Origin of the sequence: Pseudomonas sp. PvP027, assembly GCF_017833005.1 — a bacterium.
In the GTDB taxonomy this organism is placed as follows: domain Bacteria; phylum Pseudomonadota; class Gammaproteobacteria; order Pseudomonadales; family Pseudomonadaceae; genus Aquipseudomonas; species Aquipseudomonas congelans.
Genome location: NZ_JAFIBK010000001.1, coordinates 3,075,413 through 3,101,702, shown reverse-complemented (window position 1 = coordinate 3,101,702; position 26,290 = coordinate 3,075,413). Strand labels below are relative to the sequence as shown.

22 protein-coding genes and 3 pseudogenes are annotated in these 26,290 nt (G+C 59.2%); 10 read left to right on the top strand and 15 right to left on the bottom strand.

Going from position 1 to position 26,290, the window contains the following annotated elements; translation table 11 throughout:
* Positions 1-101 precede the first annotated feature (101 nt).
* The 5 genes from JOE33_RS13090 (at position 102) to JOE33_RS13070 (ending at position 4,417) form a co-directional block, all read left to right on the top strand.
* Positions 102-1,397 (top strand): NAD(P)/FAD-dependent oxidoreductase, encoded by a 1,296-nt coding sequence (locus JOE33_RS13090; protein ID WP_032614165.1) that lies wholly within the window; start codon positions 102-104, stop codon positions 1,395-1,397.
* A gap of 31 nt (positions 1,398-1,428) precedes the next feature.
* Entirely contained in the window at positions 1,429-1,845 is a 417-nt protein-coding gene (locus JOE33_RS13085; protein WP_032614164.1) for a RidA family protein, read from the top strand.
* 12 nt (positions 1,846-1,857) lie between these two features.
* Positions 1,858-2,535 (top strand): DUF1028 domain-containing protein, encoded by a 678-nt coding sequence (locus JOE33_RS13080; RefSeq protein WP_209924080.1) that lies wholly within the window; start codon positions 1,858-1,860, stop codon positions 2,533-2,535.
* Positions 2,532-3,686: an acetylornithine deacetylase gene (gene argE / locus JOE33_RS13075; RefSeq protein WP_122578775.1), complete on the top strand. Its 1,155-nt coding sequence runs from the start codon at positions 2,532-2,534 to the stop codon at positions 3,684-3,686. The genes JOE33_RS13080 and argE overlap by 4 nt, the downstream gene beginning before the upstream one ends.
* A 113-nt stretch (positions 3,687-3,799) precedes the next feature.
* Complete coding sequence (locus tag JOE33_RS13070) at positions 3,800-4,417, top strand: hypothetical protein (protein WP_187626096.1); 618 nt, start codon at positions 3,800-3,802, stop codon at positions 4,415-4,417.
* 15 nt (positions 4,418-4,432) lie between these two features.
* Here JOE33_RS13070 and JOE33_RS13065 read toward each other — a convergent pair whose 3' ends face one another.
* Complete coding sequence (locus JOE33_RS13065; RefSeq protein ID WP_187626097.1) at positions 4,433-5,350, bottom strand: AraC family transcriptional regulator; 918 nt, start codon at positions 5,348-5,350, stop codon at positions 4,433-4,435.
* Between the two features lie 235 nt (positions 5,351-5,585).
* Here JOE33_RS13065 and JOE33_RS13060 point away from each other — a divergent pair, with 235 nt between their 5' ends.
* Positions 5,586-6,320, top strand: coding sequence for an SDR family oxidoreductase (locus JOE33_RS13060; protein ID WP_187626098.1), 735 nt, complete (start codon positions 5,586-5,588; stop codon positions 6,318-6,320).
* Between the two features lie 15 nt (positions 6,321-6,335).
* Here JOE33_RS13060 and JOE33_RS13055 read toward each other — a convergent pair whose 3' ends face one another.
* From JOE33_RS13055 to JOE33_RS13035, 5 genes and pseudogenes are all read right to left on the bottom strand, one after another.
* Positions 6,336-7,004 (bottom strand): permease, encoded by a 669-nt coding sequence (locus tag JOE33_RS13055; protein ID WP_187626101.1) that lies wholly within the window; start codon positions 7,002-7,004, stop codon positions 6,336-6,338.
* 304 nt (positions 7,005-7,308) lie between these two features.
* On the bottom strand, positions 7,309-8,001 hold the full coding sequence (locus JOE33_RS13050) for a permease (RefSeq protein ID WP_187626099.1): 693 nt from the start codon (positions 7,999-8,001) through the stop codon (positions 7,309-7,311).
* Positions 7,998-8,807, bottom strand: a pseudogene (locus tag JOE33_RS13045) (hypothetical protein); the annotation flags it as partial. The gene JOE33_RS13050 and the pseudogene JOE33_RS13045, both read right to left, overlap by 4 nt.
* Positions 8,808-8,939: 132 nt before the next feature.
* Entirely contained in the window at positions 8,940-9,920 is a 981-nt protein-coding gene (locus JOE33_RS13040) for an IS5 family transposase (protein WP_105223850.1), read from the bottom strand.
* A 64-nt stretch (positions 9,921-9,984) separates the two neighbouring features.
* Positions 9,985-12,561 (bottom strand): annotated as a pseudogene (locus JOE33_RS13035) (toxin VasX); the annotation flags it as partial.
* Positions 12,562-12,934: 373 nt separating this feature from the next.
* Here JOE33_RS13035 and JOE33_RS13030 point away from each other — a divergent pair.
* Positions 12,935-13,209 (top strand): annotated as a pseudogene (locus tag JOE33_RS13030) (magnesium chelatase domain-containing protein); the annotation flags it as partial.
* Positions 13,210-13,352: 143 nt separating this feature from the next.
* Here JOE33_RS13030 and JOE33_RS13025 read toward each other — a convergent pair.
* Positions 13,353-13,895: a GNAT family N-acetyltransferase gene (locus JOE33_RS13025; protein WP_187624973.1), complete on the bottom strand. Its 543-nt coding sequence runs from the start codon at positions 13,893-13,895 to the stop codon at positions 13,353-13,355.
* Between the two features lie 178 nt (positions 13,896-14,073).
* Between JOE33_RS13025 and JOE33_RS13020 the strand changes: the two genes are divergently transcribed.
* Positions 14,074-15,567: a YifB family Mg chelatase-like AAA ATPase gene (locus tag JOE33_RS13020; protein ID WP_003413980.1), complete on the top strand. Its 1,494-nt coding sequence runs from the start codon at positions 14,074-14,076 to the stop codon at positions 15,565-15,567.
* Positions 15,568-15,637: 70 nt separating this feature from the next.
* Here JOE33_RS13020 and JOE33_RS13015 read toward each other — a convergent pair whose 3' ends face one another.
* Positions 15,638-16,945 carry a CitMHS family transporter gene (locus JOE33_RS13015; protein WP_003313973.1) on the bottom strand — a complete coding sequence of 436 codons (1,308 nt, stop codon included), beginning with the start codon at positions 16,943-16,945 and terminating at the stop codon, positions 15,638-15,640.
* A 296-nt stretch (positions 16,946-17,241) separates the two neighbouring features.
* Here JOE33_RS13015 and JOE33_RS13010 point away from each other — a divergent pair, with 296 nt between their 5' ends.
* Positions 17,242-17,643, top strand: coding sequence for a GFA family protein (locus JOE33_RS13010; protein ID WP_010438015.1), 402 nt, complete (start codon positions 17,242-17,244; stop codon positions 17,641-17,643).
* A 62-nt stretch (positions 17,644-17,705) separates the two neighbouring features.
* Here JOE33_RS13010 and JOE33_RS13005 read toward each other — a convergent pair whose 3' ends face one another.
* The 6 genes from JOE33_RS13005 to exbB form a co-directional block, all read right to left on the bottom strand.
* The gene (locus JOE33_RS13005) at positions 17,706-19,103 is read right to left on the bottom strand and encodes an aminoacyl-tRNA deacylase and HDOD domain-containing protein (protein ID WP_054993978.1); all 1,398 of its coding nucleotides are present in this window, start codon (positions 19,101-19,103) and stop codon (positions 17,706-17,708) included.
* Positions 19,104-19,189: 86 nt separating this feature from the next.
* Complete coding sequence (gene recG, locus JOE33_RS13000; protein WP_209924079.1) at positions 19,190-21,265, bottom strand: ATP-dependent DNA helicase RecG; 2,076 nt, start codon at positions 21,263-21,265, stop codon at positions 19,190-19,192.
* Positions 21,266-21,276: 11 nt separating this feature from the next.
* Positions 21,277-22,200, bottom strand: coding sequence for a hydrogen peroxide-inducible genes activator (locus JOE33_RS12995; protein ID WP_032614425.1), 924 nt, complete (start codon positions 22,198-22,200; stop codon positions 21,277-21,279).
* A gap of 92 nt (positions 22,201-22,292) precedes the next feature.
* A complete protein-coding gene (locus JOE33_RS12990; protein ID WP_010438027.1) occupies positions 22,293-23,039 on the bottom strand; it encodes an energy transducer TonB in 747 nt (248 codons plus the stop codon).
* Entirely contained in the window at positions 23,036-23,461 is a 426-nt protein-coding gene (gene exbD / locus JOE33_RS12985; RefSeq protein ID WP_010438030.1) for a TonB system transport protein ExbD, read from the bottom strand. Before exbD ends, JOE33_RS12990 begins: the two co-directional genes overlap by 4 nt.
* A 3-nt stretch (positions 23,462-23,464) precedes the next feature.
* On the bottom strand, positions 23,465-24,418 hold the full coding sequence (exbB, locus tag JOE33_RS12980; RefSeq protein ID WP_032614423.1) for a tonB-system energizer ExbB: 954 nt from the start codon (positions 24,416-24,418) through the stop codon (positions 23,465-23,467).
* A gap of 210 nt (positions 24,419-24,628) precedes the next feature.
* Here exbB and JOE33_RS12975 point away from each other — a divergent pair, with 210 nt between their 5' ends.
* Entirely contained in the window at positions 24,629-25,477 is an 849-nt protein-coding gene (locus tag JOE33_RS12975; RefSeq protein WP_054993981.1) for an SDR family oxidoreductase, read from the top strand.
* 52 nt (positions 25,478-25,529) lie between these two features.
* Here JOE33_RS12975 and JOE33_RS12970 read toward each other — a convergent pair whose 3' ends face one another.
* Positions 25,530-26,267 carry a hypothetical protein gene (locus tag JOE33_RS12970; RefSeq protein WP_010438039.1) on the bottom strand — a complete coding sequence of 246 codons (738 nt, stop codon included), beginning with the start codon at positions 26,265-26,267 and terminating at the stop codon, positions 25,530-25,532.
* Positions 26,268-26,290: the final 23 nt, after the last annotated feature.

Below are 26,290 nucleotides of genomic sequence, written 5' to 3'. Positions count from 1 at the left end.
GCGTCTGCGGATGGCGTAGGGCTTTTTGCGCCTGCGCGTCGAGGTTTCATTCATTTTTCTTACGTCAACACGCCGTAAATCACCTGTCGAGGGATGCCGAGATGACAGATAAAATCATAGAAATCGATACGCTCGTCGTAGGTGCAGGACAGGCCGGAGTGGCCACCAGCGAACACCTGAGCCGTCTTGGCATTGAGCACCTGGTGCTTGAAAAACACCGCGTTGCCGAGGCATGGCGCAGTGGCCGCTGGGACTCGCTGGTAGCCAACGGTCCGGCCTGGCATGACCGGTTTCCGGGCCTTGAATTCGCCATGGATCAGGACGGGTTCGCGGGCAAGGAGCAGGTGGCCGAGTACTTCGAGCGCTATGCCCGCACATTCAACGCGCCGATCAAGACCGGCGTCGAGGTCAAGCGCGTTACCCGCAATACCGGGCGTGCAGGCTTTACCGTCGAAACCAGTGCCGGCACCTATGTGGTCAATCATCTGGTCTCGGCGACAGGGCCGTTCCAGAAGCCGGTCATCCCGCCGATAGCGCCCGTTAACGAGGCGCTTCATCAGATCCACTCGGCACACTATTTCAATCCGCAACAACTGCCCGAGGGCGGCGTGCTGGTCGTCGGCGCTGGCTCCTCGGGTGTGCAGATTGCCGAAGAGCTGCTGCTCTCGGGACGCCAGGTGTACTTGTCGGTCGGCCCTCACGACCGTCCGCCACGCGCCTATCGCGGCCGGGATTTCTGCTGGTGGATGGGTGTGCTGGGGCTGTGGGACAGTGAAACCATGCAGCCCGGCAAGGAGCACGTGACCATTGCGGTCAGCGGTGCAAGGGGAGGCTACACGGTCGATTTCCGCCGTCTGGCCCAGGCCGGAATGAACCTCGTGGGCCTCACTGAAAGCTTCGTCGGCAACAAGGTGCGCTTCCAGAACGATCTGGTGAGCAACCTCGACAGTGGCGACGCGAACTACCTGTCGCTGCTCGATGCCGCCGACGCCTACGCCGCGCGTAATGGCCTGGATCTGCCGCTGGAGCCGTCGGCCCGTGAACGCGTGGCGGATGCGCCGTGCATCACCCATCCGCTCAGCGAGCTGGACCTGATCGAGTCAGGCGTCACGTCGATCATCTGGGCCACCGGCTATGCCCTGGATTACAGCTGGCTGCAGGTCGACGCCTTCGACAGCAAAGGCAAACCTCGTCACCAGCGTGGCGTGTCCTGCGAGCAAGGCCTGTACTTCGTCGGCCTGCCATGGCTGTCACGCCGCGGCTCCGCGTTTATCTGGGGCGTATGGCACGACGCCAAACACGTCGCCGATCAGATCGCCACGCAGCACAAATACCGTTCCTATGACGCAGGCAAACGTGCGACCCCCGTCGTGCCGTTGCGCAACGTCAACGGTTGATCATCGCGCTCATTGCCCACAGGAGTTACCCATGACTACGCCGACTCATACTCGTATCCGCATGTTCAACACCAAGGACACCTATCCCAATCAAAGCCTGAACAACGACCTGTGTCAGGCGGTGCGCGCGGGCAATACCGTGTACGTCAGGGGCCAGGTCGGCACCGATTTCGACGGCAATCTGGTCGGCCTGGGTGACCCGGCCGCCCAGGCGCAGCAGGCGATGAAAAACGTCAAGCAATTGCTCGAAGAGGCCGGCAGTGACCTGTCGCATATCGTCAAGACCACCACTTACATCATCGATCCGCGCTACCGCGAGCCGGTCTATCACGAAGTGGGCAAGTGGTTGAAAGGCGTGTTCCCGATTTCCACCGGGCTGGTGGTGTCGGCGCTGGGGCAGCCGCAATGGCTGATGGAAATCGACGTGATCGCCGTGATCCCTGAATAAGGACTGTTGCCCATGACTTTTTCCATTGCCGCCCGCTGTGCCAAAACCGGCCAACTGGGCATTGCCATCAGCTCGTCGAGCATTGCCGTAGGCGCGCGTTGCCCCTGGCTGCGTGCAGGTGTCGGCGCGGTGTCGTCGCAGAACATCACACTCCCGGCCCTGGGACCGCAGATGCTGGACCTGATGGAGCAGGGCATTTCTGCGTCTCAGGCGCTGGATCAGGTCATGAGCGCCAGCCCGTTCAGCGAGTATCGGCAAATCACGGCGATTGATCATCAGGGGCGAGTCGCGCATTGCAGCGGCAGTGAAACACTGGGCATCAACAACGCGGTCAGCGGTGATCAATGCGTGGTGGCCGGCAACATGCTGGCGAGCCCGGTAGTCATCGACGCAATGATTCAGTCCTTCGAGCAGGCAACCGGGCACCTGGCAGAGCGCTTGTTACAGGCGATGCAGGCCGGTCTGACCGCAGGCGGCGAAGCGGGGCCGGTCCATTCGGCGGCGCTGAAAGTCGTGGGCGAGCAGTCCTGGCCCATCGTCGATCTGCGCGTCGACTGGGCCGAGCACGACCCGCTAGGCGAGCTGAAAAGTCTTTGGCAGGCCTATCAGCCACAGATGCAGGATTACCTCGACCGCGCCCTGAACCCGGCTGGCGCACCAGGCTACGGCGTGCCCGGAGACGAGCGATGAGCTCCAGCCGCGAGCTGCTGGCGCGGCTGGTGGCCTTCGACACCACCAGTCGCGAATCGAATCTGGCCCTGATCGATTTCGTGGGTGATTACCTCGAACGCTTCGGGGTCTCGTGCGAGTTGATCTACAACGCGCAGAAAACCAAGGCCAATCTGTTCGCCACCATCGGCCCGGCTGACGTGCCCGGCATCGTGTTGTCCGGCCACACTGACGTGGTGCCGGTCGACGGCCAGCCATGGACGTTCCCGCCGTTCGAGCTGAGCGAAGCGGATGGCAAACTCTACGGCCGTGGTACCGCGGACATGAAAGGCTACATTGCCTGCGTGCTGGCGCTGGTCCCGGCGCTGACCCGGGCATCGCTGCACATGCCGGTGCATATTGCGCTGTCCTACGACGAGGAAGTGGGTTGCCTGGGCGTACGCTCGTTACTGGCTTCGCTTCGGGCGCGGCCGGTGAAGCCGATGCTGTGTGTGATCGGCGAGCCGACGGAGTTGCAGCCGGTGCTGGGCCACAAGGGCAAAGTCGCGGTGCGCTGCGATGTACAGGGTGCCGCCTGCCACTCGGCCCACGCGCCCAGTGGCGTCAACGCCATTGAATATGCGGCGCAGTTGATCGGTGAACTGGGTCGCCTGGGCGAGGCGTTACGGGCAGCTGACGCCCTTGACGAGCGCTTTGATCCGCCGTTTTCGACCATCCAGACCGGTGTGATCAGCGGCGGCACGGCTTTGAACATCGTTCCGGAGCAGTGCCGTTTCGATTTCGAAGTGCGTGCGCTCCCCACCCTGGACCCACAGCAGATCGTCACTGCCATGCACGCCTACGCCGAGCAAAAATTGTTGCCGGCCATGCAGGCGGTCAGTACCCGGAGCGAGATTCGCTTCACTGAACTGTCGAGCTATCCGGGGCTGGATATTCCCCTGCATAGCCAGGCGGCGAAATTGATTGCGGGATTCTGCGGCTCCCGGGCTTTCGGCACGGTGGCGTTCGGAACCGAAGGCGGGTTGTTCGATCAGTCAGGCATTCCGGCAGTGGTCTGCGGGCCGGGCAGCATGGAGCAGGGACACAAGCCGGACGAGTTCATCAGCGTCGCACAACTTGACGCCTGTGACGCGATGCTCAAACGTGTACTGGCGTTCGCGTCGCAGCCATGAATCCCCCCGGATTTCAGTGATACAGTTACGCGCCGAAATACGCTAACGTCTCGGCGCGCCAGTCATGGACTGGCCACTCCTCACGGCTATTCGAACGTTCTATGGATGGAAGCATGACTGACAAACGTCCCCTTACTCGCTGCTCCCTGGCCGCAACCCTGTGGTTGTGTGTCGGCACGTCGGTTTTCGCTCAGGACACAGCACTGCATTCCGGCAAATACGAGCAGTTGATGCTGGCCGTGACGCCCGAGCATCGGGTCGAGGGTTATTACGCGGAGACGCGCGGCGAGGCATTCAGCTGTGCGTTTTATCTGCAAGGCAAGGTCGAGGTCGGGAAGGGCGCAGCGGTGTCGTCCTGGCTTGATGATGTGTACCCAGGAACACTAAAGGCCTCGGCCGATGGCGTGGTGCTAACGATCGAGCAAGGCCGGCAGCACCCCGGCTGCATGAACGTGTTGGCGCCAGACATCGCCACCGGCCTGGATCTGACCCGGACCGCCAGCAAGCAGTGGATCGGTCTGCTGACCGTCACTGCGGATAAGGCCTGGCTGCAGAAAACGCCGAATGCCAAAGCCACCCGAGGCGCCTACATCGTCAAGGATGACGTTGTCGGGGTTCTGGCATTCAAGGATGGCGCGGCTCAGGTCGAGTTCATCAATGCCGATGAGCGTTCGTTTACCGGGTGGATCAGTCCGGACCAATATGCGCGGTTGGCCGCATCCGGACGTTGATGTCGGACGGGGAGGTTAGCCGAGCTGCCGCACTCGGCTGAGGTCTGTCGAGGGTGGGCAGCCAAATTGGCGGCTGTACTCCCTGCTGAATTGCGAAGGGCTTTCATAGCCGACGCGATAGCAGGCGCTGGAGGCGTCCAGGCCTTCATTGATGATCAGCCGCCGAGCCTCTTGCAGGCGCAGCTTTTTTTGATACTGCAACGGGCTCATGGCGGTCAGCGCCTTGAATCGGTGGTGCAGCGTCGAATTACCCAGGTTGGCCAGACGCGCCAGTGCGTCGATGCGCAGCGGCTCGGTGTAGTGACTGTTCAGCCAGTCGACCGCCCGCGTAACGCGATGCGTCTGCGAATCCCCGACCGCGATTTCGTAGAGTCGCCGCCCATTGCTGCCGCGCAGCAGCCGGTAGTAGAGCTCCCGAAGTGCAAGGGGCGCGAGCATAGCGATATCGCGAGGCGTGTCGAGCAGACGCACCAGCCTCAACACCGTCTCAAGCAATGGCTGATCCATCTGCTCAAGAAAAAGGCCCCGTTGCGGCTCGTCCGGAACGCCGTTCAATGGCGCTTCCGCAATGAGCTGGGCAATGTGCGCAGGCTCGAAATCCAGACGAATGCACAGATAGGGCGCCTCGCCACTCGCTTCAAGCACGCGCCCGGCGACCGGCACAGTCACCGCGACGACCAGATAGCTGAGCGGGTCGTACACATACTGCTCATCGCCCAAAGCAACCTCCTTGCGACCTTGAACGATCACGCAAAGGGCTGGCCGATGCAGCGCATGAATCAGCTCGGACGGCGCATCGCAGCGGATAACGTGCAGCGGCGCAATGGCGGTTTCATAGGCACCGGGTGCCGCAAAACGCTGCGTCAGCAACTGGATGATTTCAGCCCGGCAAACATCGGTGCCCGGAGCGCTCGCAGCATTGTGTGTACCCATGAAGAACCCCGCCCCAAGTCAGTATTGCTGCACGCCTTTGCTTTGCATCGAACACCATCATAGCGGCCATTGTGCAGTGATTCAGTGTGCGGCAGAGCCACAGACAGGAATAGGCAAGTGCCGCGCAGGTATCGGCATGCGCGCAGGGATGAGCGACTCGTAGCATGGCCATCGCGATCAGTTTGAGCCAGGCGCTGAAACTGAGCCAACGATGACTTCACGAGGAACGCCAGTCATGTCGAACATTCAAGGCAAGGTTGTATTGATCACAGGCGCCAGCAGCGGGATTGGCGAAGCTGCCGCCCGACTCATCGCCGCCAAGGGCGCTCAGGTAGTGCTGGGCGCTCGGCGCATCGAGCGTCTGCAGGCGCTGTCGGCAGACATCGAAGCGCAGGGCGGCTCGGCACGCTTCCGCGCGCTGGACGTGACCGATGCGCTCGACATGCAAGCCTTTGCCGACTTCGCCAAACATGAATTCGGCAAGATCGATGTGATCATCAACAACGCCGGCGTCATGCCCCTGTCGCCGCTCGCCGCGCTGAAAATCGCAGAGTGGGACCAGATGCTCGACGTCAACGTACGCGGCGTACTGCACGGCATTGCCGCCGTGCTGCCGAGCATGCAAGCGCAAGGGCACGGCCAGGTCATCAACATCTCGTCCATCGGCGGCCTCGCCGTTTCCCCGACCGCCGCAGTGTACTGCGCTACCAAGTTTGCTGTTCGCGCCATCTCCGATGGCCTTCGGCAGGAAACCGACAAAATCCGCGTCACCGTCATCTGCCCCGGCGTGGTCGAATCAGAACTGGCCGACTCGATTTCCGACGAGACCGCGCGTGACGCGATGAAAGCATTTCGAAAGATTGCGTTGGAACCGGATGCGATCGCACGGGCGCTTGTTTATGCGATCGAGCAGCCGGATGGGGTGGATGTGAGCGAGATTGTGGTGCGGCCTACGGGAAGTGCTTATTGAGACAGGTAAACAGGACTACCACTTCCACGCTTTTTCGGTGAATTCGGCCGTTGGCGGGAGCGCGGCTCGGAGAAACGCGAGGTATTTATTGAACAGCACCTCGTGCTGAAAGCGGGCCTCGAAGCCAAGCGTGACGTCGGTGCGGTGGGTGATGATCATGAGGCGCTTTCGGTCGACGGTGACGAAGTTGTACTCGGTCCACGGCAGGCTTTGTTCGTGGTGGATGGGGTTTTTCCAGTTGAGCAGCTTGATCGCTGCGATAAAGGCCATGGCCACGGGACCGATCAGGAACAGCAGTGATCCGGTGAGTATGGCTACGAATACGAACAGCACGATCACTGCGATGGCGATGCCTTTGAAAAGGGAGGAGGCAAAGTCGGGGTAGTGGAGGTAGTACTCTACGAGGGCGTGGTTGGTATTTATGGTGTAGTTGTAGATGGTTTTTTGGCGGACACCCAAGACAATAAAATAAATGGCTCCGCCACTTGCACTCGCTAAAATATAAATCGCTTGCAACGGATTTTTTGAATAAAAGCTCCATCCTGCCCACAGGCCAAAGCTCAGCATCGCCGCATAGATTGAAATAACTGCCAGTTCAGCAAAAAATATTTCTTTTGGCGGTCTTGCGATAGTTTTTATTTTCCAGTTCAGCACGTCTTTTCCTGCGTAAGAAGAGTTAGCCATGACGGGGTCTGTTAATTTAGCTGTATTCTCCTCGGCTAAGGTCTCCTGATGGAGTATGGTTTCTTTTCTAAACATACTATTGCTCTGTGATTTCCAGAGTCATGAAGCCGATTTGACTTGAAGCCGTAACTTCAAGGTCGGCTGCTGACAAGCCTTCGAAAGACGTATTTCCTTGAGTTTTCAGTTCTATTTGGAGCAGATAGCCTGTGTCCTCTATTCCGGTATTTATTAAACTCAGGGATACTATGGTATTTTTATCGATTTCTCAGGCTTGCAGTGAGTTTCAACTCTAACCTGAGTCGCGTCAGCCCTGACGCCAGTTGGTGGCCTTTTCGATATATTCAACGTTCGCTGGAAGTACTTCGTGCAGGAAGGCGAGGTACTTGTCCATCAGCGCCTTACTGGGAAAGCGCGCTGCGAAGCCGGTGGTGACATCCTCGCAATGGATAATGACCATAAAACGTTTGTGATCGACCGTGACAAATTCGTGCAGTTGCCATGGGGCGGTTTGTCGATGGTGGACGGGGTTTTCCCAATTCAGCAGTTTGATGGCGGCGATGAAAGCCATCGCTACCGGGCCGATCAGAAAGAGCAATGATCCGGTCAGGACGGCGACGAATATGAATACCAGAATGACGAAAATAGCGATGCCTTTGAAAAAAGAGGAGGCGAAGTCGGGGTAGTGGAGGTAATACTCGAGGGTTGCTCCGTCGGTTTTCAAAGTGTAGTTGTATATGGTTTTCTGGCGGATGAGCAGACCTACGAAATAGGTGAGCATACCTGCGAGTACTAATATCGTACCCGCTAGTAAATGGGGCGTTTCTAAAAACGATTTCCAGCCCCCCCAAATATAAAGTGAGCTCGCAGCCAGGTAAGCTGCGATAAATATGGATTGTATGACCATTATTTCTCTAGGCGAGCTAGCAAGTGTTTTGATTTTCCAATTCATGACATCTCTACCTTGCGGCAAGGTTGAGTTTCTCTCTTGTGGGTTCATAGCGGCCTGCTCTCTGCGACTTCAAGGGTCAAGGTGCCAGTCCTGCTTAATGTCTTCACTTCAAGTTCTACTGCAGCCAAACCATCACTATTAGTATCGCCTCTTGTACTCAACTCTATCTGAAACAGATAGCCTCGATCCTCCTCGCCAAGATGTATCAGATTGCTGGGGTACCAGATTTGCAGCTCAAGATACGTTGCATCCTTGTCGAGCGGCACCCAGGTTTCCCAGATAAGGTCTTCGTCTTCAAGCGGCATGAGAGGATAGGTGAAGTCTTCACTCGCTTTGCCAGCAGGCGTGTTGGTAAGTATCTTGAACTGCTCCACTCTCCTAAATTGTCCGCGATTTAGAAAGCTGTCATGTATTGGTTGGTCTATTTTTTCTACAGGTAGTAAGCCCCATGGTCGTTTGCTGCTAATGACGTTGAAATGTAAAGAGTTTCCACGTATCAGATTTGGTAAGCGCACTTGTACTCCTGCGCCATTTTGTACAGCTACACTCATGTGATCACCTTTTCCAAGGTAACGGTCTTCGTAACGTACGGTGCTTTTTACATAAACTTGAGGAGATAGTTGGATTTCCAGTAATGCCTGTATTTCTTCATGCTCACCCTTCGCAGTTCCGAGATGACGGTAAGCTACGGTTTTTGACCAGCAACACCTACGTAGCCACCAGCCTATACTGTCTTGCTTGAAATAGTTTAAAGCCATTGTAGCAAAAAGATAAATAAAACCTGTCATAAGTAAAACGACGCTCAACCATGAGCTCATTGCAATAGTGGTAATTGTGCTGGCCGGGAATATCCCTGCCGCTAGGGATGCTCCGATCAACTTGCTGCGCAGCGGCGGCGAGTCGCAATTTGCCCGGCACCCAGCGCTATTTGCTGAAAATGGCCTGATGCAGCGCGCGTTGAGGGCGTTTCCGCCCGGTTTTCCGTGTTAAACGCGCAACTCACCCATACCCATCAGCTGTTTTCGAGCCATCCACAGATTCGACAGGGCGAACAGCGTGGTCAGCTGAGCTGTGTTTTTCATCAGCCCACGAAAGCGCACTTTCACGTAGCCAAACTGACGCTTGATTACGCGAAACGGATGCTCGACCTTGGCCCGTGTCTGAGCTTTGCAGTACTCGATCTTGCGCTTGGCCTTGTAGAGCACGCTGCGTTTATTGAGCCTGGAATACGTGCTGCGCCGCGCAGCGATTTGCCAGATGACCTCACGATTTTCATGCTCTTCACGCTTCTCGACACCGGTGTATCCCGCGTCTGCATACACCGCGTTTTCTTCGCCGTGGAGCAGTTCGGCGACCTGCGTGACATCGGCCACATTGGCCGCAGTGCCATGAACATGATGAACCAGGCCCGACTCCGCATCGGCGCCGATATGCGCCTTCATCCCGAAGAAGTATTGGTTACCTTTCTTCGTCTGATGCATCTCGGGATCACGCTTTCCTTCCTCGTTCTTGGTCGAGCAAGGGGCATGAATGATGGTGGCATCGACGATGGTGCCCTGGCGCAGGGACAGGCCTTTCTCTTGCAGATAACCGTTGATGACCGCGAGGATCGCAGGGGCCAGTTGATGCTTTTCCAGCAGGTGCCGGAAGTTCATGATCGTGGTGTCTTCAGGTATCGGGGCGCTCAAGGTCAGGCGTGCAAACTGGCGCATGGGCGTGATTTCGTAGAGCGCTTCTTCCATGGCCGGGTCGCTCAGGGAGAACCAGTTCTGCAGCAGATGAATGCGCAGCATGGTTTCCAGAGGATAAGGTTTTCTGCCTCCGCCGGCCTTGGGGTAGAACGGTTCGATCAGGCCCAGTAGACCTGTCCAGGGCACGACCTGATCCATCTCGGCGAGGAAGCGTTCGCGGCGTGTCTGCTTGCGCTTACCGGCATATTCGAAATCGGAAAAGCTCATCTGGCTCATGGGCGGCTCGGATCAGGTGGTCAGGCGTATTTCAGCACATTTGAAGACTTGTTCGGAGATTCCCTAGCTGAGTTGTCGAACCTGCTCCCATTACGAGTACAGAGGCGCCCTTTACGCTGATTGCAGTTTTTTCTTCTATCGTTCTAGCCGCATCAAGGTCTTCAAGAATATCTTTCAACTCTAATGTAACCGCCGCTATCCCAAACCCACCCATCGCTACCATCGAACCTCTAAATCCCCTTATCGCATCACCCCAAACCGCATTACCCCGTGCATTCCAGTAAGCCGCCGATCTATCAAGAATGCCTATTGAGTACGTACCAATAACAACAGGCTTCGCCGTACTGATAACCGCCCACGGCGCTTCAACAAACACCGCCATCAACAAGTTAAAGCTGTACCCCAACCCATAGGTCACCTTGCCGATGTCCTTGGCACTGAAGTCTCCGTCCCGAGTAAGGTCGCGATAGGTGAAGGCGGTGTTGATGAAGTTGAGCATGATCACGCCCCAGGTGATCGAACCGGCAGTGCCGCCCAGGCTTTCGCTCCAGCGTTTGGCGGTGTTCAGCCAGTCTTTGGCGATGGCTTTGCCGGACTGGAAGTGCAGGCGAATCTCGTCCTGCAATTGCTTGGCGTATTGGTTGTTCTGATAGTCGAGCAGGGCGGGCATGCTCAGTTCGTGCAGGCGAAGTTTTTGCTCGAGCGCGCGCAGGTTGCTGGCGATGCTTTTGCGGGGCTTGTAAGCGGTGGGATAGAGCCAGCTGCGGCGGGTGTCGCTGATCTGTTTGTTGAGCACCTGCCACTCGCTGATCCAGCTTTTCAGCTTCGTAAACATTTTCTGATCGATCGCAATACGTGCGTTCGAATCGAGCAGGATCTGACCGATAAGCAGTGTGCGAATCAGCGCAACGATGTTCTGCTGCTTGCCCACCGCCAGACGGCTGTCGATGGGCACCCAGGCCAGCAGGATACTTTCGAACGTTCCCTTGCCTGCGCTACTGGCCAGTTGGCCAAGTGCTTTGAAGGTGTCCTGAACAGGTTGTTTCAGCGCCTTCATCCACGGCTTGTCGGCAAAGCCCTTATGATTGAGCGTGCTGTTGAGTTCGCCGATGCGGGTGGCCAGATTGGTGGCATCACCCAGACCGTTCAGGAGCGCGTTGGCTTCCTGGTGCAGCGCGTGTTTGAGCGCCGGTGAGAAGCCGTAGCGCAACGTGCCAAACAGGCTGCTGTTGTTGGTTTCCTGCTCGGCGAGCCAGGCGCTGGCGGCGTTGTCCTGAGCGTAGATGATCTGCAGGTTGAGCATGACCGTTTGCAGGTACAGCAGGCTTTCAGGGTGGGTGGTGTCGACAAAAAGCTTGAGGGGTTCCGTGCCCAGATGGGTCGACCATTGCCGAAAGTCGCTTTGCGTGTCACGCACCTGTTGCAGCAATGTGTCGCCGGTTGGCAGGTGCTGCTGAAGGTACTGACGCGCACCTGTCAGATCGACCTCGCGTCGCCATTTTTGGCGATCTTTCCAGGCTTGCATAGCCTCGTCAGAAGGCGCGCTGCCGTAACGCATTTCAATCGATCTGCGCATCTCCGGACTCTTGAAAATATCCGGCAGCAATAGCACGCCTCCGGGAGCGGTGTTGTTGCCGATCTGCTCTTGTTCAAAAATGCATTGTTCAAAATAGGCTTCGACGTCGCTCAGGTACTGGTGGGTAAGCGCCGTATTGCCGCGCACCGATGCGGGCAGTTTCTCCGGTTCGCTTTCAGCGCCACACAGTGCGGTGACAGTCTGGGCGATCTGGATCTTGTGTTCGTGCTCGGCTTGCCAGATACGGTAAGCGGCCTGATCGGCGGCCAGTTGCATGCCCAGATCGTTGAAAATGGCCAGCGGGTCATCAAGGGCAATGAGCAGAGAGCTGTCCTGGTGTTCAACACTGCCCTGCCAGAAAACGTCAGCGCCGATGGGCGAAAGCAGTGGATTGGCGTCCTCGCTGAAGGCCTTGGAGGTGGAAATCGCCGAGTCTGCAAAACGGTCATCGTTAACCACATATTCCTTGTCGATGTCCGCCACCGCTTCGGCAATACGCTTCAACGGCAAGGTATCCGGCTCGGCCATGGTCACGCAGTAACGCTTCAGATCCAGCGCTTTCATCCATGACGCGCGGCTTGCCGGATTCGAGCGCAGGTGTTCGCAGGTTCGCCACGTCCATTGCTGCGCTGAAAAGGCGATGTGAAGCCGGTTGTTCCGCGGATAGAGCAGGAAGGGTTTGCCATCGTCGGCACCGCTTCGCCGGTCACTGCCGATCTGTGCGTCTGTCCAGATGATGCGGCTCAGATGACCATTGGCAGCTGACGAGACGTACTCATGAAAGGTCCCGGCAGTCTCGTCATAGACATACACGTAACCGTCATACAGTTGGCGAAGGGTATAGGTGCGTGTTTTCAGCTTCGGCATTACTGCCCAGCGGCTGCCCTTGAGCAGCGGTTTCAGCTTCTCGGGCTCGGCATCGTAGCGCGAGCGGTCCAGCGCATAGCGCACTGGCACGATGGCGACGTCAGGCCCCCGGAAGGGACACAGACTGGTGGCTGTGGCGGGTGTTTTAGGGAACGTTGCAGCACGTCGTTGAGTATGGGTGCCGGATTTGTCGGTCATGCGTGAAATCTCTGCGCAGAAACGGGCGATATCGCCCGCTGTATGCAGAGGTGCATTCCAAGATATGTGCCGACTGTCTATTTATCTATGGAAAACAAATAGATAGAGATTTAAAGCAAAGACATCGAGCAAAAAAACGTGAAATAGTGCGCAAGCCTCTGCGCACCTGCGCGGACTCATGCATGTGTGCTGCATCGCTTTGAATATAGAGCCTGGCTCGTTAAGCCCCGGCCATCGGGTGTGCAGAAATTTGCGCACCTATGTTTTGTATGCAGCCTTTAGCTGAGTAAGTGTCGTATCTGTCGAACCCACTCACCCCCATTCCGCAAATAAAGCACGATACCCGCCCATCGCTCATATCAAGGAATGATCCATATCGCTGGCTATCGTCCATAGTCGTGCCCAGGTCGGGGTGAAAGCCCCGGCGGTTACTGTTGAAGCGCATCTGTCCAACGGCCTGCCGGCCCTGACGCTGGTGGGGTTGCCGGAGGGGGCGGTCAAGGAGAGCAAGGACCGGGTACGCAGTGCCATCCTCAATTCCAGGCTGGATTTTCCGGCGCGGCGGATCACGCTCAACCTTGCCCCGGCTTATTTACCAGGAATGGCGGACGGTTCGATCTTGCTATTGCGCTGGGTTTGCTGGCCAGCGATTAAAGCATTTCGAAAGGTTGCGCTGGAGCCGGATGCGATCGCACGGGCGCTTGTTTATGCGATCGAGTAGCCGGGATGGGGCGGATGTGAGCCAGATTATGGTGTGGCCTACGGGGGTGCTTATTGGGGGGCAGGCCTGACTAAGGTGAGCAGGGCACCGTTGAGGGCGGTGTCGTGATGAGCTGTTCAAGTTTGATCTCGACCAACCTGGCATTGTCTCGTTCGCTCGTCCTGGTTTTGATCGGCTCTTTTGCGAACCCTCGCTGATGGTAGAAATCGATGGCAGGGGCATTGCTCTCCAGCACCCAGACGACAACTCTGGTGCGACCAGCGGATTGAAAGAGAGGCATCACATGGTCGAACAGCTCTCGCCCAATGCCTTGGCGTGTGTGCATTGGGCTGACATAAATGGCCTGTACTTCCGCGACGCCGCGGTCTTCGGGATGTTCCCTGTCAGCCCCCGTGGCCATCCAGCCCAAGACCCGGTCTAACCTGTCGACTTTAACGTACAGGTCCAATTCGCCCGAAGCGATCTCCTTGATCCAGTGGGACAGCCTCGCCTCAAGCGTTATCCGATTGATATAGGCAGAGGGAATGATGCCCTCATAGGCACTTCTCCATGACTCCAGATGAATCGTCGCTATCTGCAACGAGTCCTCGGGAAGGGCAAGACGGATGCTCATATCAATGCTCCTGCACGGTGTTTTTCAGCATTTAAAGCAATATTTATGGCATTTCTACACAACCAAAATATATATCTGTCGTTCTCGCCCCACTCACACTCTGTATCCATTCCCCCTCACCACCCACCCCGCAAATAAAGCACGATACCCGCCCATCGCTCATATCAAGGAATGATCCATGTCGCTGGCTATCGTCCATAGTCGTGCCCAGGTCGGGGTGGAAGCCCCGGCGGTTACTGTTGAAGCGCATCTGGCCAACGGCCTGCCGGCCCTGACGCTGGTGGGGTTGCCGGAGGGGGCGGTCAAGGAGAGCAAAGACCGGGTGCGCAGTGCGATTCTCAATTCCGGGCTGGATTTTCCGGCGCGGCGGATCACGCTCAATCTTGCGCCGGCTGATTTGCCCAAGGATGGCGGGCGGTTCGATCTGGCGATTGCGCTGGGTTTGCTGGCCGCCAGCGGACAGGTGCCGCTGGTGGCGTTGCAGGATGTTGAGTGCCTGGGCGAGCTGGCGTTGTCGGGGGCGATTCGGCCGATTCAGGGTGTGCTGCCTGCTGCACTCGCGGCGCGTGCGGCGGAGCGGACGCTGATCATCCCGGCGGTTAACGCTGAGGAAGCGTGCCTGGCGTCGGGGCTACGGGTGATTGCGGTGAGCCACTTGCTGGAGCTGGTCGCGCATTTCAACGGGCGCACGGTGATTGCGCCGTATCAGTCCAGCGGTTTGCTGCATCAGCCCAAGCCGTATCCGGACCTTAGCGAAGTACAGGGCCAGACCGCCGCGAAGCGTGCCTTGGTGATTGCCGCTGCTGGGGCGCATAACCTGCTGTTCAGCGGGCCGCCCGGCACCGGCAAGACGCTGCTTGCCAGTCGGTTGCCGGGTTTGTTGCCGCCGCTGGACGAGCATGAAGCGCTGGAGGTGGCGGCCATTCAGTCGGTCGCCAGCCAGGTGCCGCTGACCAGTTGGCCGCAGCGGCCGTTTCGACAGCCGCATCACTCGGCGTCCGGGCCGGCGTTGGTGGGCGGTGGCAGTCGTCCGCAACCTGGCGAGATCACGTTGGCACATCACGGCGTACTATTTCTCGATGAGTTGCCGGAATTCGATCGCCGCGTGCTGGAGGTTTTGCGCGAGCCGCTGGAGTCCGGGCATATCGTGATTTCCCGGGCGCGGGATCGCGTGCGCTTTCCGGCGCGGTTCCAGTTGGTGGCGGCGATGAACCCTTGCCCCTGTGGCTATCTCGGTGAGCCGACCGGGCGCTGCCGTTGTTCCACCGAGCAGGTGCAGCGCTATCGCAACAAGTTGTCCGGGCCGCTACTGGACCGGATCGACCTGCACCTGACCGTCGCCCGCGAAGCCACCGCCCTCAACCCTGACCCGACCACCAGTGAAAACACTGCCAGTGCCGCAGCCGTGGTCGCTGAGGCGAGAGACCGTCAGCAACGTCGTCAGGGCTGCGCCAATGCGTTTCTCGATCTGCCGGGGCTGCGCGAGTACTGCGCGCTGTCCAGTGTCGATGAAAGCTGGCTGGAGACGGCGTGCGAGCGTCTGACCCTGTCGTTACGCTCGGCGCATCGATTGCTGAAGGTGGCGCGGACTTTGGCGGATCTGGAGCAGGTGGACGCGATCAACCGTAGCCATCTGGCCGAAGCCTTGCAGTATCGGCCTTCAACCAATTGATGGCCGCAAACGCAAAAACTCGCCGTCAACGATCAAGTCGACGGCGAGCCTTGTGGGCCGCTAAAGAAGCTTACATGCTGCTATAGAACGGGAAGATACCCATCAGCAGCGCGGCAACCAGGATGCACATGCACACCAGAATCGCCCATTTTAGGGTGAAGCGCTGGTGGTCACCGAACTCGATACCGGCCAGAGCCACCAGCAGGTAGGTCGAAGGCACCAGCGGGCTTAGCAGGTGGACCGGTTGACCGACGATCGAGGCGCGGGCCATTTCCACCGGGCTGATGCCGTAGTGGGCAGCGGCTTCGGACAGCACTGGCAGTACGCCGTAGTAGAACGCGTCGTTGGACATGAAGAAGGTGAACGGCATGCTCACCAGCGCGGTGATCACGGCGAGGTACGGGCCCAGCGCATCCGGGATCACTGCCAGCAGGCTTTTCGACATCGCGTCGACCATGCCGGTGCCGGACAGGATGCCGGTGAAGATACCCGCAGCGAAGATCAGGCCGACCACCGCCAGCACGCTACCGGCGTGGGCCGATACGCGGTCCTTCTGGTCCTGCAGGTTCGGGTAGTTGATGATCATCGCGATACTGAACGCGATCATGAACAGGACCGGCAGTGGCAGCAGGCCCATGATCAGGGCGACCATCAGTGTCAGGGTCAGGGCAGCGTTGAACCAGATCAGCTTTGGACGGCGCGCGTCAGGAAATTGTGAGACGCTGATTTCGCTGTGGTCGACTTCATCACCCTGCAGGTGCAGTTCACCCAGACGGGCACGCTCGCGTTTGCCGTAGAAGTAGGCAATCGCCAGGATCGCAATCACACCTGCCAGCATGGCCGGGATCATCGGTACGAAGATGTCGGAGGCATCGACGTGCAGGGCACTTGCCGCACGAGCGGTCGGGCCGCCCCAAGGGGTCATATTCATCACGCCGCCGGCCAGAATGATCAGGCCGGCCATGATGCGCGGGCTCATGCCGATGCGGCTGTACAGCGGCAGCATGGCGGCAACGCAGATCATGTAGGTGGTGGCGCCGTCACCGTCGAGAGAGACCACCAACGCCAGCACGGCGGTGCCGACCGAAATGCGCATCGGGTCGCCCTTGACCATTTTCAGGATCTTGCGCACGGCCGGGTCGAACAGACCGGAGTCGATCATCAGCGCAAAGTACAGAATGGCGAACATCAGCATCACGCCGGTCGGCGCCAGCTTGGTGATACCTGCCAGCATCATCGGGCCGATCTGCGACGCGAAGCCACCGAACAGGGCGAAGATGATCGGCACCAGGATCAGGGCGATCAGCGCAGTCAGGCGCTTGCTCATGATCAGGTACATGAACGCAATAACCATGGCAAAGCCAAGGAAAGTCAGCATGGGAATACTCCAGACGTAATACGGCTACAGAACGCGAAATGAACGAGTCAGCTCAGCAGATCGGTACGTGGAGTGGGGGCGCAAGGAGAGTGTGGAACGAGAAGTCAGCAAGCATCGGAATCACCATTATTGTTGTTAATTGGGCCTGAAACACCTTGGAGTCCGTTCCTGGCTAACCGGTCTTTTTGCCGGAAGTGGGCTGATGCTAATTGTCCAAGCTTTCACCGACCTTTCATTCGCCAGTTGCGGGAATTTTATTGTCAAAGGGGTTATAGGCATGCACAGGAGAAGCACGGATGAGCGAGATACACTCGGGTGGCTGCCATTGCGGCGGGCTGCGTTACCAGTTCGATGCGCCGTTGCGGGACATCGCTCATTGCCACTGTTCCATCTGTCGACGCACCTCGGGTGCGACGGTCGTGACCTGGATAAGCGTGCCGCTGGCTTCGTTCAAGTGGTTGACCGGCAGCCCCTGCGCTTATGACTCCGCCCCCGGCTGCGTGCGCTATTTCTGCGGCAAGTGCGGCGCTCACCTGGCGTTGTTCACGCACAACAGCCCGGACGACATCGACGTCACCATTGCGACGCTTGACCGACCGGAGCTGGCCGCGCCCTCTCGACACATCTGGATAGAGAACCGGCTTCCCTGGCTGCGTCTTGATGAGCACCTGCCAGGGGTTGAAGGCGAGCCCTTCTGAGGTTTGAGGGGACAGTGCCTGGGCGGGAGCCGTAGGCACTATTCGCGTACTGGATCCGCAGGTTACTTGCTGAACTGCGACGCCAGTTCGCGCAGCAGCACTTCGGCCTCGAGCACTTTTTTCACCGATTCGTTGGCTTTGTCGCGAGTCAGGCCCAGGCGCTCGAACAATTCGTCCGGGATATCCTGTTCGGGACCGGAGCCAATACCGTTGGCTCGCAGCAGGCGCACCGCCAGATAGACCAGGTTGGCATAGACGTGATGCTCACCCTTGTAGTGCGGGTCGTGCTGGAAGCGCAATGCGATGGCGAGCTCATCCGGCATGTCCCAATAGCGCATCAGCCAGGCACCGATCTGCTCACGGCTAATGCCCAGCAGATGCTGCTCGATAAAGCTGTGGTGCAAATGCGGGTTCACTTCCAGCTGACGGCAAATCAGGGTGAAGTGCGGTGGAAACACGTGCGCCAGCAGCAGGTAACCGAAGTTGTGCAGCAAACCGGCGAGGTAGCTCAGGCCACCCTCCGGCCGGCTGGCGCGCGGAATGGCGCGGGTCAGGCCTTCGATGACGGCAGCGGTGTAGATGGATTGCTGCCAGTACGGCGTGGTCTGTTGTGGCTGATCCTTGGGCAGGCTCAGAGTTTTGCCCAGTGCGAGGCCCAGCGCCAGGTTGATCACCAGATCGAAGCCCAGTACACGGACGATTGCGTCTTCGACCGAACGAATCTTGCCGGTCGACGCGTAATACGGCGAAGCGGCCCAGCTGACGACCTGAGCGGCCAGCGCAGGATCGGTTTCGACGACGCCGGTGATGTCATCAATGGTTGCATCGGGGTCGACGCGCAGTTTGATGATTTTCTGCGCAGTGCCAGCCAGCGGCGGAATCTCCAGGGTCGCTTCCAGACGCTGCTGGATGCGGCGCGCCGTGAAGGCATGCATGGCCTGGGTGATTTCTGCAGGATCGTCGTCAGGACGATCGAGGTTCGGCCGGATCGCCGCCACCGACTGACCGAAGTGCGCGGCACTGGCCTTGCTCAGCATGCCCTTGAAGTCCTCGCTGCTGATTTCCAGCAGAACACCGGGTTCACCCGAACCCACCAACAAGGTTGGCTCCTGAAGCAGGCGTTCGTCGTAAAGGCAGGGTGAGCTGGTCAGCGCCGGGAGACCTGGCAGTACGCGCAGGTTGTGCTTGGTCAGCATGCGCTCCAGCCGCTCGTGCGGCACGGCGGTCAGTTGGCGGCCGGTCAGCTCGGTGATGCGGGAGAGGTCGAGCAACTGGCTTTGCGGAAACAGGATAAGCAACGCACCGACAGCGTCCTCGACCAGCACAGCCTGCACCTTGCGCGCTGGAGGAAGGTTTTTTTCGTCCACGACTTCGTTGTAGCTGATAGCCAATTTTTCAAGCAACTGCCGGATTACCGACGGCGCATGGTGCGGATCATTGACGTGGGCGACTTCTGTCATGAGCTATGTCCAAATTCCTACATTTTCTGAAGTATAACCACGTTATTCGATTTGGGTCGCACGCGGTTTACAAAGCGTAGTCTGAATCACACCTGGCCATACTGCTGGCCATGACGCAGCCACCTGTCGAGCAGCGGGCTGACGTGTTGCGGCCAGCGCTCCAGCAGGGCCTGAGCCGCGTCGCGTACGGCCGGTAGCAGGTCTGCGTCGCGCATCAGATCGGCGACTTTGAATTGCAGAAGGCCCGTTTGTCGGGTACCGAGCATTTCACCGGGGCCACGCAGTTCGAGGTCTTTTTCGGCGATGACGAAACCATCGTTGGTTTCGCGCATGATGCCCAGCCGCTGTCGTCCGATCTGTGAAAGTGGCGGATGATAGAGGAGCACACAATGGCTCACTGCGCTGCCGCGCCCGACGCGTCCGCGCAACTGGTGCAATTGCGCCAGGCCAAGACGTTCGGGGTTCTCGATGATCATCAGGCTGGAGTTCGGCACGTCGACACCGACTTCGATGACCGTCGTTGCCACCAGCAATTGCAGCGCACCCTGCTTGAACTCGGCCATGATCGCGGCTTTTTCTGCGGGCTTCATGCGCCCGTGAATCAGCCCGACGCGCACGTCACCCAACGCACTGCTCAATTCTTCGTAAGTGGTTTCGGCAGCCTTGCAGGTCAGCTCTTCGGATTCCTCGATCAGCGTGCACACCCAGTAGGCCTGGCGACCTTCTGCGCAGGCGGCGCGCACCCGCTCCACGACTTCCAGGCGGCGGCTGTCGGCAACCAGCACGGTATTGACCGGCGTCCGCCCGGGCGGCAGTTCGTCGAGGATCGAAGTGTCCAGGTCGGCGTAGGCACTCATGGCCAGCGTGCGCGGGATCGGTGTGGCGGTCATGATCAACTGATGCGGGCACATCAGACCGCCAACGCCCTTTTTGCGCAGCGCCAGGCGTTGCTGAACGCCGAACCGGTGCTGCTCGTCGATGATCACCAGCGCCAGGTTCTTGAACTGCACTTCGTCCTGAAACAGCGCATGGGTGCCGACCACCATGGGTGTGCCGCTGGCGATCTGCTCCAGAGACGCGACGCGTGCCTTGCCTTTGAGCTTGCCCGCCAGCCATGCCACATCCACGCCCAAGGGCTCGAGCCAGCGCTGAAAGTTGATGTAGTGCTGCTCGGCGAGAATCTCGGTGGGCGCCATCAGCGCCACTTGATAACCCGCTTCCAGTGCTTGCAAAGCAGCCAGCGCGGCAACCACAGTCTTGCCCGAGCCCACATCGCCCTGAATCAGCCGCAGCATCGGCTCAGGCTGGCTCAGGTCATAGGCCACTTCCTTGCCGACACGCTGCTGCGCGCCGGTGGGGGCAAAGCCGAGGTTGGCGAGAAACTGTTTCGGCAGTTTTTTCGCAACGGGCAATGCCGGTGCGCGCTGTGAACGCAGGCTTTCGCGCAGGCGCTGCTGGGAAAGCTGGTGGGTCAGCAGTTCTTCGAAAGCCAGTCGGTGCTTTGCCCAGTGATGCCCGAGGGCCAGCTCCTCCACGTCGGCATCGGCCGGTGGGTGATGCAGGTAGCGGATCGCGTCATCCAGCGGGGCCAGCTGATAATCGCGGGCCAGCTCTTCAGGCAGCCAGTCCGGCAGGCTTTTGGGGCCGAGCATCGCCAGGCTCTGCTGGCACAGCTGGCGCAGACGCTGTTGGGTCAGGCCTTCGGTCGTCGGATAGATCGGCGTGAGGGTCTGTTCGACGGGCGCGGGCTCATCACCGGTAATCGCCCGATATTCCGGGTGATAAATTTCCAGTCCGGAAGCTCCGGGACGCGCTTCGCCGAAGCAACGCAGGTGCGTGCCACGCTTCATGCTTTCTTTCTGGGCATTGCTGAAGTGATAGAAGCGCAGGCTGACGACCCCGGTGCCGTCGCCCAGCCGTACCAGCAGGCTGCGACGCTTGCCCATCACCACATCGGCACCACTGACCACGCCTTCGATAACGGCATCCTGACCAGGACGCAACGCACCGATCGGTACGATGCGCGTGCGGTCCTGATAACGCAGCGGCAGATGGAACAGCACGTCCTGCAGGGTTTCCAGCCCGACCTTGGCCAGCTTTTCTGCCATCGCTTCGCCGACACCCTTGAGCGCCGTGACCGAGACCCTGGAAAGCTCGCTCATTTCTGTTCTGCCTAGCTAGCGACTGTTTTCGGACGTGCCACCGAGCACAGACGTGCAGAGTCAGCGAGGATTTCGATGGCTTTGGGTCTCGGGAAGCTTGCACGCCAGGCGATGGCGACCGTGCGGAAAGGCACGGGCGGCGTCAGCGGGCGGACTTCGATCACGCCGGGCGCGTAGTGATGGCTGTCGACTGCCGACAGCGGCAGGATCGAAATGCCCAGCCCGGAGGCGACCATGTGCCGAATGGTTTCCAGGGAGCTGGACTCTACCGTGGTGTGCTTGGAACCTTCGTTGCCTTTGCCCAGCGTCGGGCAGGCTTCCAGGACCTGATCACGGAAGCAGTGACCTTCGCCCAGCAATAGCAGGCTCTTGTCGTTGAGCGCCGAGGCATCGATGGTCTCTTTCTGAGTCCAGGGGTGGTCTGCCGGCATCAGGACAGAGAACGGTTCGTCGTAAAGCGGCAGGGTCAGCACGTCGGCTTCGTTGAACGGCAAGGCAATGATGACGGCATCCAGCTCACCGTTGCGCAGCTTGTCGCGCAGCACATGCGTGAAGTTTTCTTCGATGTACAACGGCATCTGCGGAGCGACCCGGTGCAGTTGTGGGATCAGGTGAGGAAACAGGTAGGGGCCGACGGTATAGATCGCGCCGACTTTCAGCGGGGCGGTCAGCTGGTTCTTGCCGGCCTGGGCCAGCTCGCGGATACCCTGGGCCTGCTCCAGCACTTTCTGTGCCTGCGCAACGATGCCTTCACCAACTGGTGTCAGGCGCACAGCGCTCTTGCTGCGCTCGAAAATGAGCACACCGAGTTCGTCTTCGAGTTTTTTGACACCCACCGACAGCGTTGGCTGGCTGACATGGCAGCGTTCCGCCGCATGGCCAAAGTGCTGCTCCTGGGCGAGCGTAACGATGTAGCGCAATTCTGTAAGAGTCATAACGTGCGTCCATGAAGTTGCGACCCCAGCATAGCGGGTGCGATCGATAGACGCACGTTATCAGAAGTACTTATGGGTAACAAAAGTACAATTCAGCGTTTATCCAGTGAATAAACGAACGGTGCGAGGATTTCAATGGTGCCGTTGTTGAGGATTTCCTTGGGCGGCTTGGGCAATGGCTGAGCGCGACGGATCATTTCCATGGTCGCTCGATCCAGCGCCGAGCTGCCTGAACTGTTGGCAATCGAGTAGGACAGCACGTTGCCGTCAGCGTCCACCACGAAGCGCAAGCGAGCAACACCCTGCATGCCGCGACGGCGCGCATCTTCGGGATACTTCTTGTACTTGCCCAAGTGACTCAGCAGATCACCCTGCCAGCTTGGCAATGCATTGCTGGGTGGCGAAGGCGCAGGAGCAGGCTTGGGTGCAGCCGGTTTTTCCGGTTGCGCCGTGGTCGGCGGTGTATCGACCGGCTTTTCGTCGGCAGGCTTTTCCTTGGGCGGCTCAAGCTTCTTCTGCGGCTTTGGCGGCTGCGGTTTGGGCTTGGGCTTCTCGACCTTCTTGGGCACCACAATTTCCGGCTTCGGCGCCTGCACGACTTCCGGTACCGGTGTCGGCTCTTCCGGGGCTGGCGGCGGTGGCGGCTGAACGACCTTCGGTGGTGGCGGCGGCGCGGGCTCGGGCAGAGGCGCAAGCTCGACCATCATGGCTGCCGGTGGTAGCTCGATCGCCTGAGAGGCGGGCCAGCGAACGGCGATGATGATTGCGATGGCGTGCACGGCCAGCACCAACAACAGACTACCGCTATAGCGCGTCAGTTTTTGGCGCGTACTGATCATTTCTTACCAGCCGTCTCAAGACCTACCAGACCGACCTTCAGGTAACCCGCACCCCGAAGCGTGTTCATGACGTCCATCAGATCACCGTAATCCACGCCCTTGTCGGCCTGGAAGAAGATCGTGGTGTCTTTCTTGCCCTTGGTGCGGGCGTCCAGCACCTGACCGATCTGCTCGCGGGCAACCTTCTCTTCGCCCAGATAAAGGCTCTTGTCGGTTTTCACACTGAGAAATATCGGCTTCTCGGGTCTGGGCTGCGGTGTGGCGGTGGAGGCCGGCAGGTCGACCTTGATGTCCACGGTCGCCAGCGGCGCAGCCACCATGAAGATGATCAGCAGCACCAGCATGACGTCGATGAACGGCGTCACGTTGATTTCATGGTTCTCGGCGAGATCGTCGCCGCCTTCGTTAAGATGCAGGCCCACGTGTTAGCCCACCTTGACCATGTGCGGTTGTTGTTGATTGCGCTCGGACGGCTCTGGCAGATGATCCAGATCGCGGCTGACCAGCAGCAGGACGTGCGCCGAGGCATCGGACACCTGAGCCTTGTAACCGGCGATGGAGCGGGCGAAGACGTTGTAGATCACTACCGCAGGGATCGCAGCGACCAGGCCCAGCGCTGTGGCCAGCAGGGCTTCGGCGATGCCGGGGGCGACCACGGCGAGGTTGGTGGTCTGGGTCTTGGCGATGCCGATGAAGCTGTTCATGATGCCCCATACCGTACCGAACAGACCCACGAACGGTGCAGTCGAACCGATTGTCGCCAGTACGCCGGTGCCCATGCTCATGTTGCGGCCACAGGCGGCGACCAGACGCTCGAGACGGAAGCTGACACGCTCCTTGATCCCTTCGCGCTCACGGCTGTTGGCCGACAGGCGCATCTCTTCGAGGGCGTCGTGCACCAGCAGGTGCGCGAGGGTGCCTTCCTTGCTGGCGGTGGCGCTTGCTTCAGTCAGGGAGCGGGCTTTTTTCAGGTTGACGATTTCACCGCGCAACCGGCGCTTGGCGCCCAGCAGTTCGAAACCCTTGGAGATCCAGATGGTCCACGTAATGATCGAGGCGATGGCCAGACCGATCATGACTGCTTTGACCACGACGTCGGCATTCTGATACATGCCCCACGGCGACAGGTCATGCGCCATGCCCAGGCTGTTGTCTTCGGCGGCGGGCTCCATGGCCTGCACGGGGGCTGCAGCGTCAGGTGCGGCAGGTGCCGTCGCTGCAGGTGCGGTGGATGTCGCAGGGGCAGCGGTCGGAGCCGATTGATCCGCGAGTGCCATGGGGACGAACATCAGGCTCAAGACAAGGGCTGCGATACTGCGCCATGCACGAGGCAGGCGAGGCATCTGGGTAGGCGAAGCGATTGATTGAATGCGTTTCATGCTGGCCGGACCTGAGAGGAAAATAGGGGAGGGTTCCAGTGCGTCGCTCGGTACTGTCGACGCCTATGGGGAACGAACGGACTGGCATTATTGCAAATCGTTCTTGTTAACAAAAGTAATACAGTATCTTTTTTTACATATTCGCCCGAACGCTTGCCTGTCGATGAGCGTTTTTAACGATACTGACACCGCCTTTTCTGGAGAGACCGAATGACTGCTCCTTCGCTTCTGATCGCCGGCTGTGGCGACATTGGTGCGCGACTCGCTACTCGCCTGCTGCCTCACGGCTGGACCGTGCATGGGCTGCGGCGCACTGTTTCCGAGCTTCCTGCCGGTGTTCACGGTGTGGCGGGCGATCTGTTCGAGACGCAAAAGCCTGCCCAATGGCCTGCTGCGGCACTGGACTATGTGGTGTATTGCGCGACCCCCTCGCAACGTGACGAAGCGGGTTACCGGATGGCTTACGTTGAGGGGCTGCGCAATGTGTTGAGCTGGCTCGAGCAGACCGGGCAGCGGCCAAAGCGCTTGATCTTCGTTTCAAGCAGCGGTGTTTACGGTCAGCAGAATGGGGAATGGGTGGATGAAACCTCCGCCACCGAGCCCACCAACTACACCGGCACCGTGATGCTGGAAGCCGAGCAGGTCGCCCTGAACAGCGGGCTGCCGGCCACGGCGGTGAGACTGACCGGTATTTACGGCCCGGGTCGCAGTGACCTGTCGAACCGGGTCCGCCAGGGGCACAGCGTGAGGATCGATCCGCCGGTCTACGCCAATCGCATTCATGCCGACGATGCGGCCGGCTTGCTGGAACACCTGCTACTGGCGGATCAGCGCGGCGTGGCGCTGGAGAGTTGCTATCTGGGCGTCGATGACGATCCGGCCGCGCTGGCCGATGTGGTGGCGTGGATACGTGAGTATCTGGGGGTGACCGAATGGTCGGAGGAGGCCAGCGTGCAGCGCGTGGGCAGCAAGCGTTGCAGCAATGCCAGGGCGCGGGCATTAGGATGGTCGCCGATTTACCCTGACTATAAAGCAGGTTATGCGGCTTTGCTGGGCTAAAATAGAGGTCGATCAGGAGCGCCGTGAAAGGCGCTCCTGATACCTGAATCGCTTATTGCTGTTCGAGCAACCAGCGACGTGGGCCTGGACGCAGCTCGGGCATCTGGTCCGCACCGGCGTTGTTCACAGCCTGGAATATCTCCAGCTGCTTGCCTTTGCGGGCGAAGATCCACGGGTTGCCTTTCTCGGCTTTCTCCAGCCACATGCTGTCGTATTCGCCGCTCATGGCTGCACAATCGCCTGCCAGGCAGAGCGCGTAACGATCGTTTTCCGGAAGCCCCTGCACACTGCCATCAGGCATGAATTGCACGGTACTGCCCTGACCATCGCCCTCGACGACCGTCCATTTGCCGCCCATGTACGCGCCATACAGGGCTTTCTCGAAGCTGCTGCCTGGCTGAGCGCCATCCGGGGCCGGATCTTCGGGTTTCTGGAAGTGCTGTTCAGGACCTGATTCGCTGGCCGCCTGGACCAGTTCGTCACCCTTGACGCTCAGGTCTTCGAAGAAGTTGCCGTAGAAGTCGATGTGCAGCTTGCCTTCCGCAGCGCTGACAATCTTGCCTTCGCCCAGCTCGAAGCCATTGGAGTAAATGGCCTGATTGGCCTTGGAGTTGATTTTCCACTCCAGGTTGGGACCGTTGGCGAGCAGGGCCTGACGCAAGTTGCCTTGCTTGACGGCGGCGTCGATGGCGGTCTGGTTGATCCAGGTGCCGTCCGGATTGCGGTCGGCGTGGCTGGCGCAGCCGCCCAGAATGACGGCGAGCAGCGAGATGGCGAGCGCGGAGCGCATAACGGATTCCTTCCTTCAGGGAG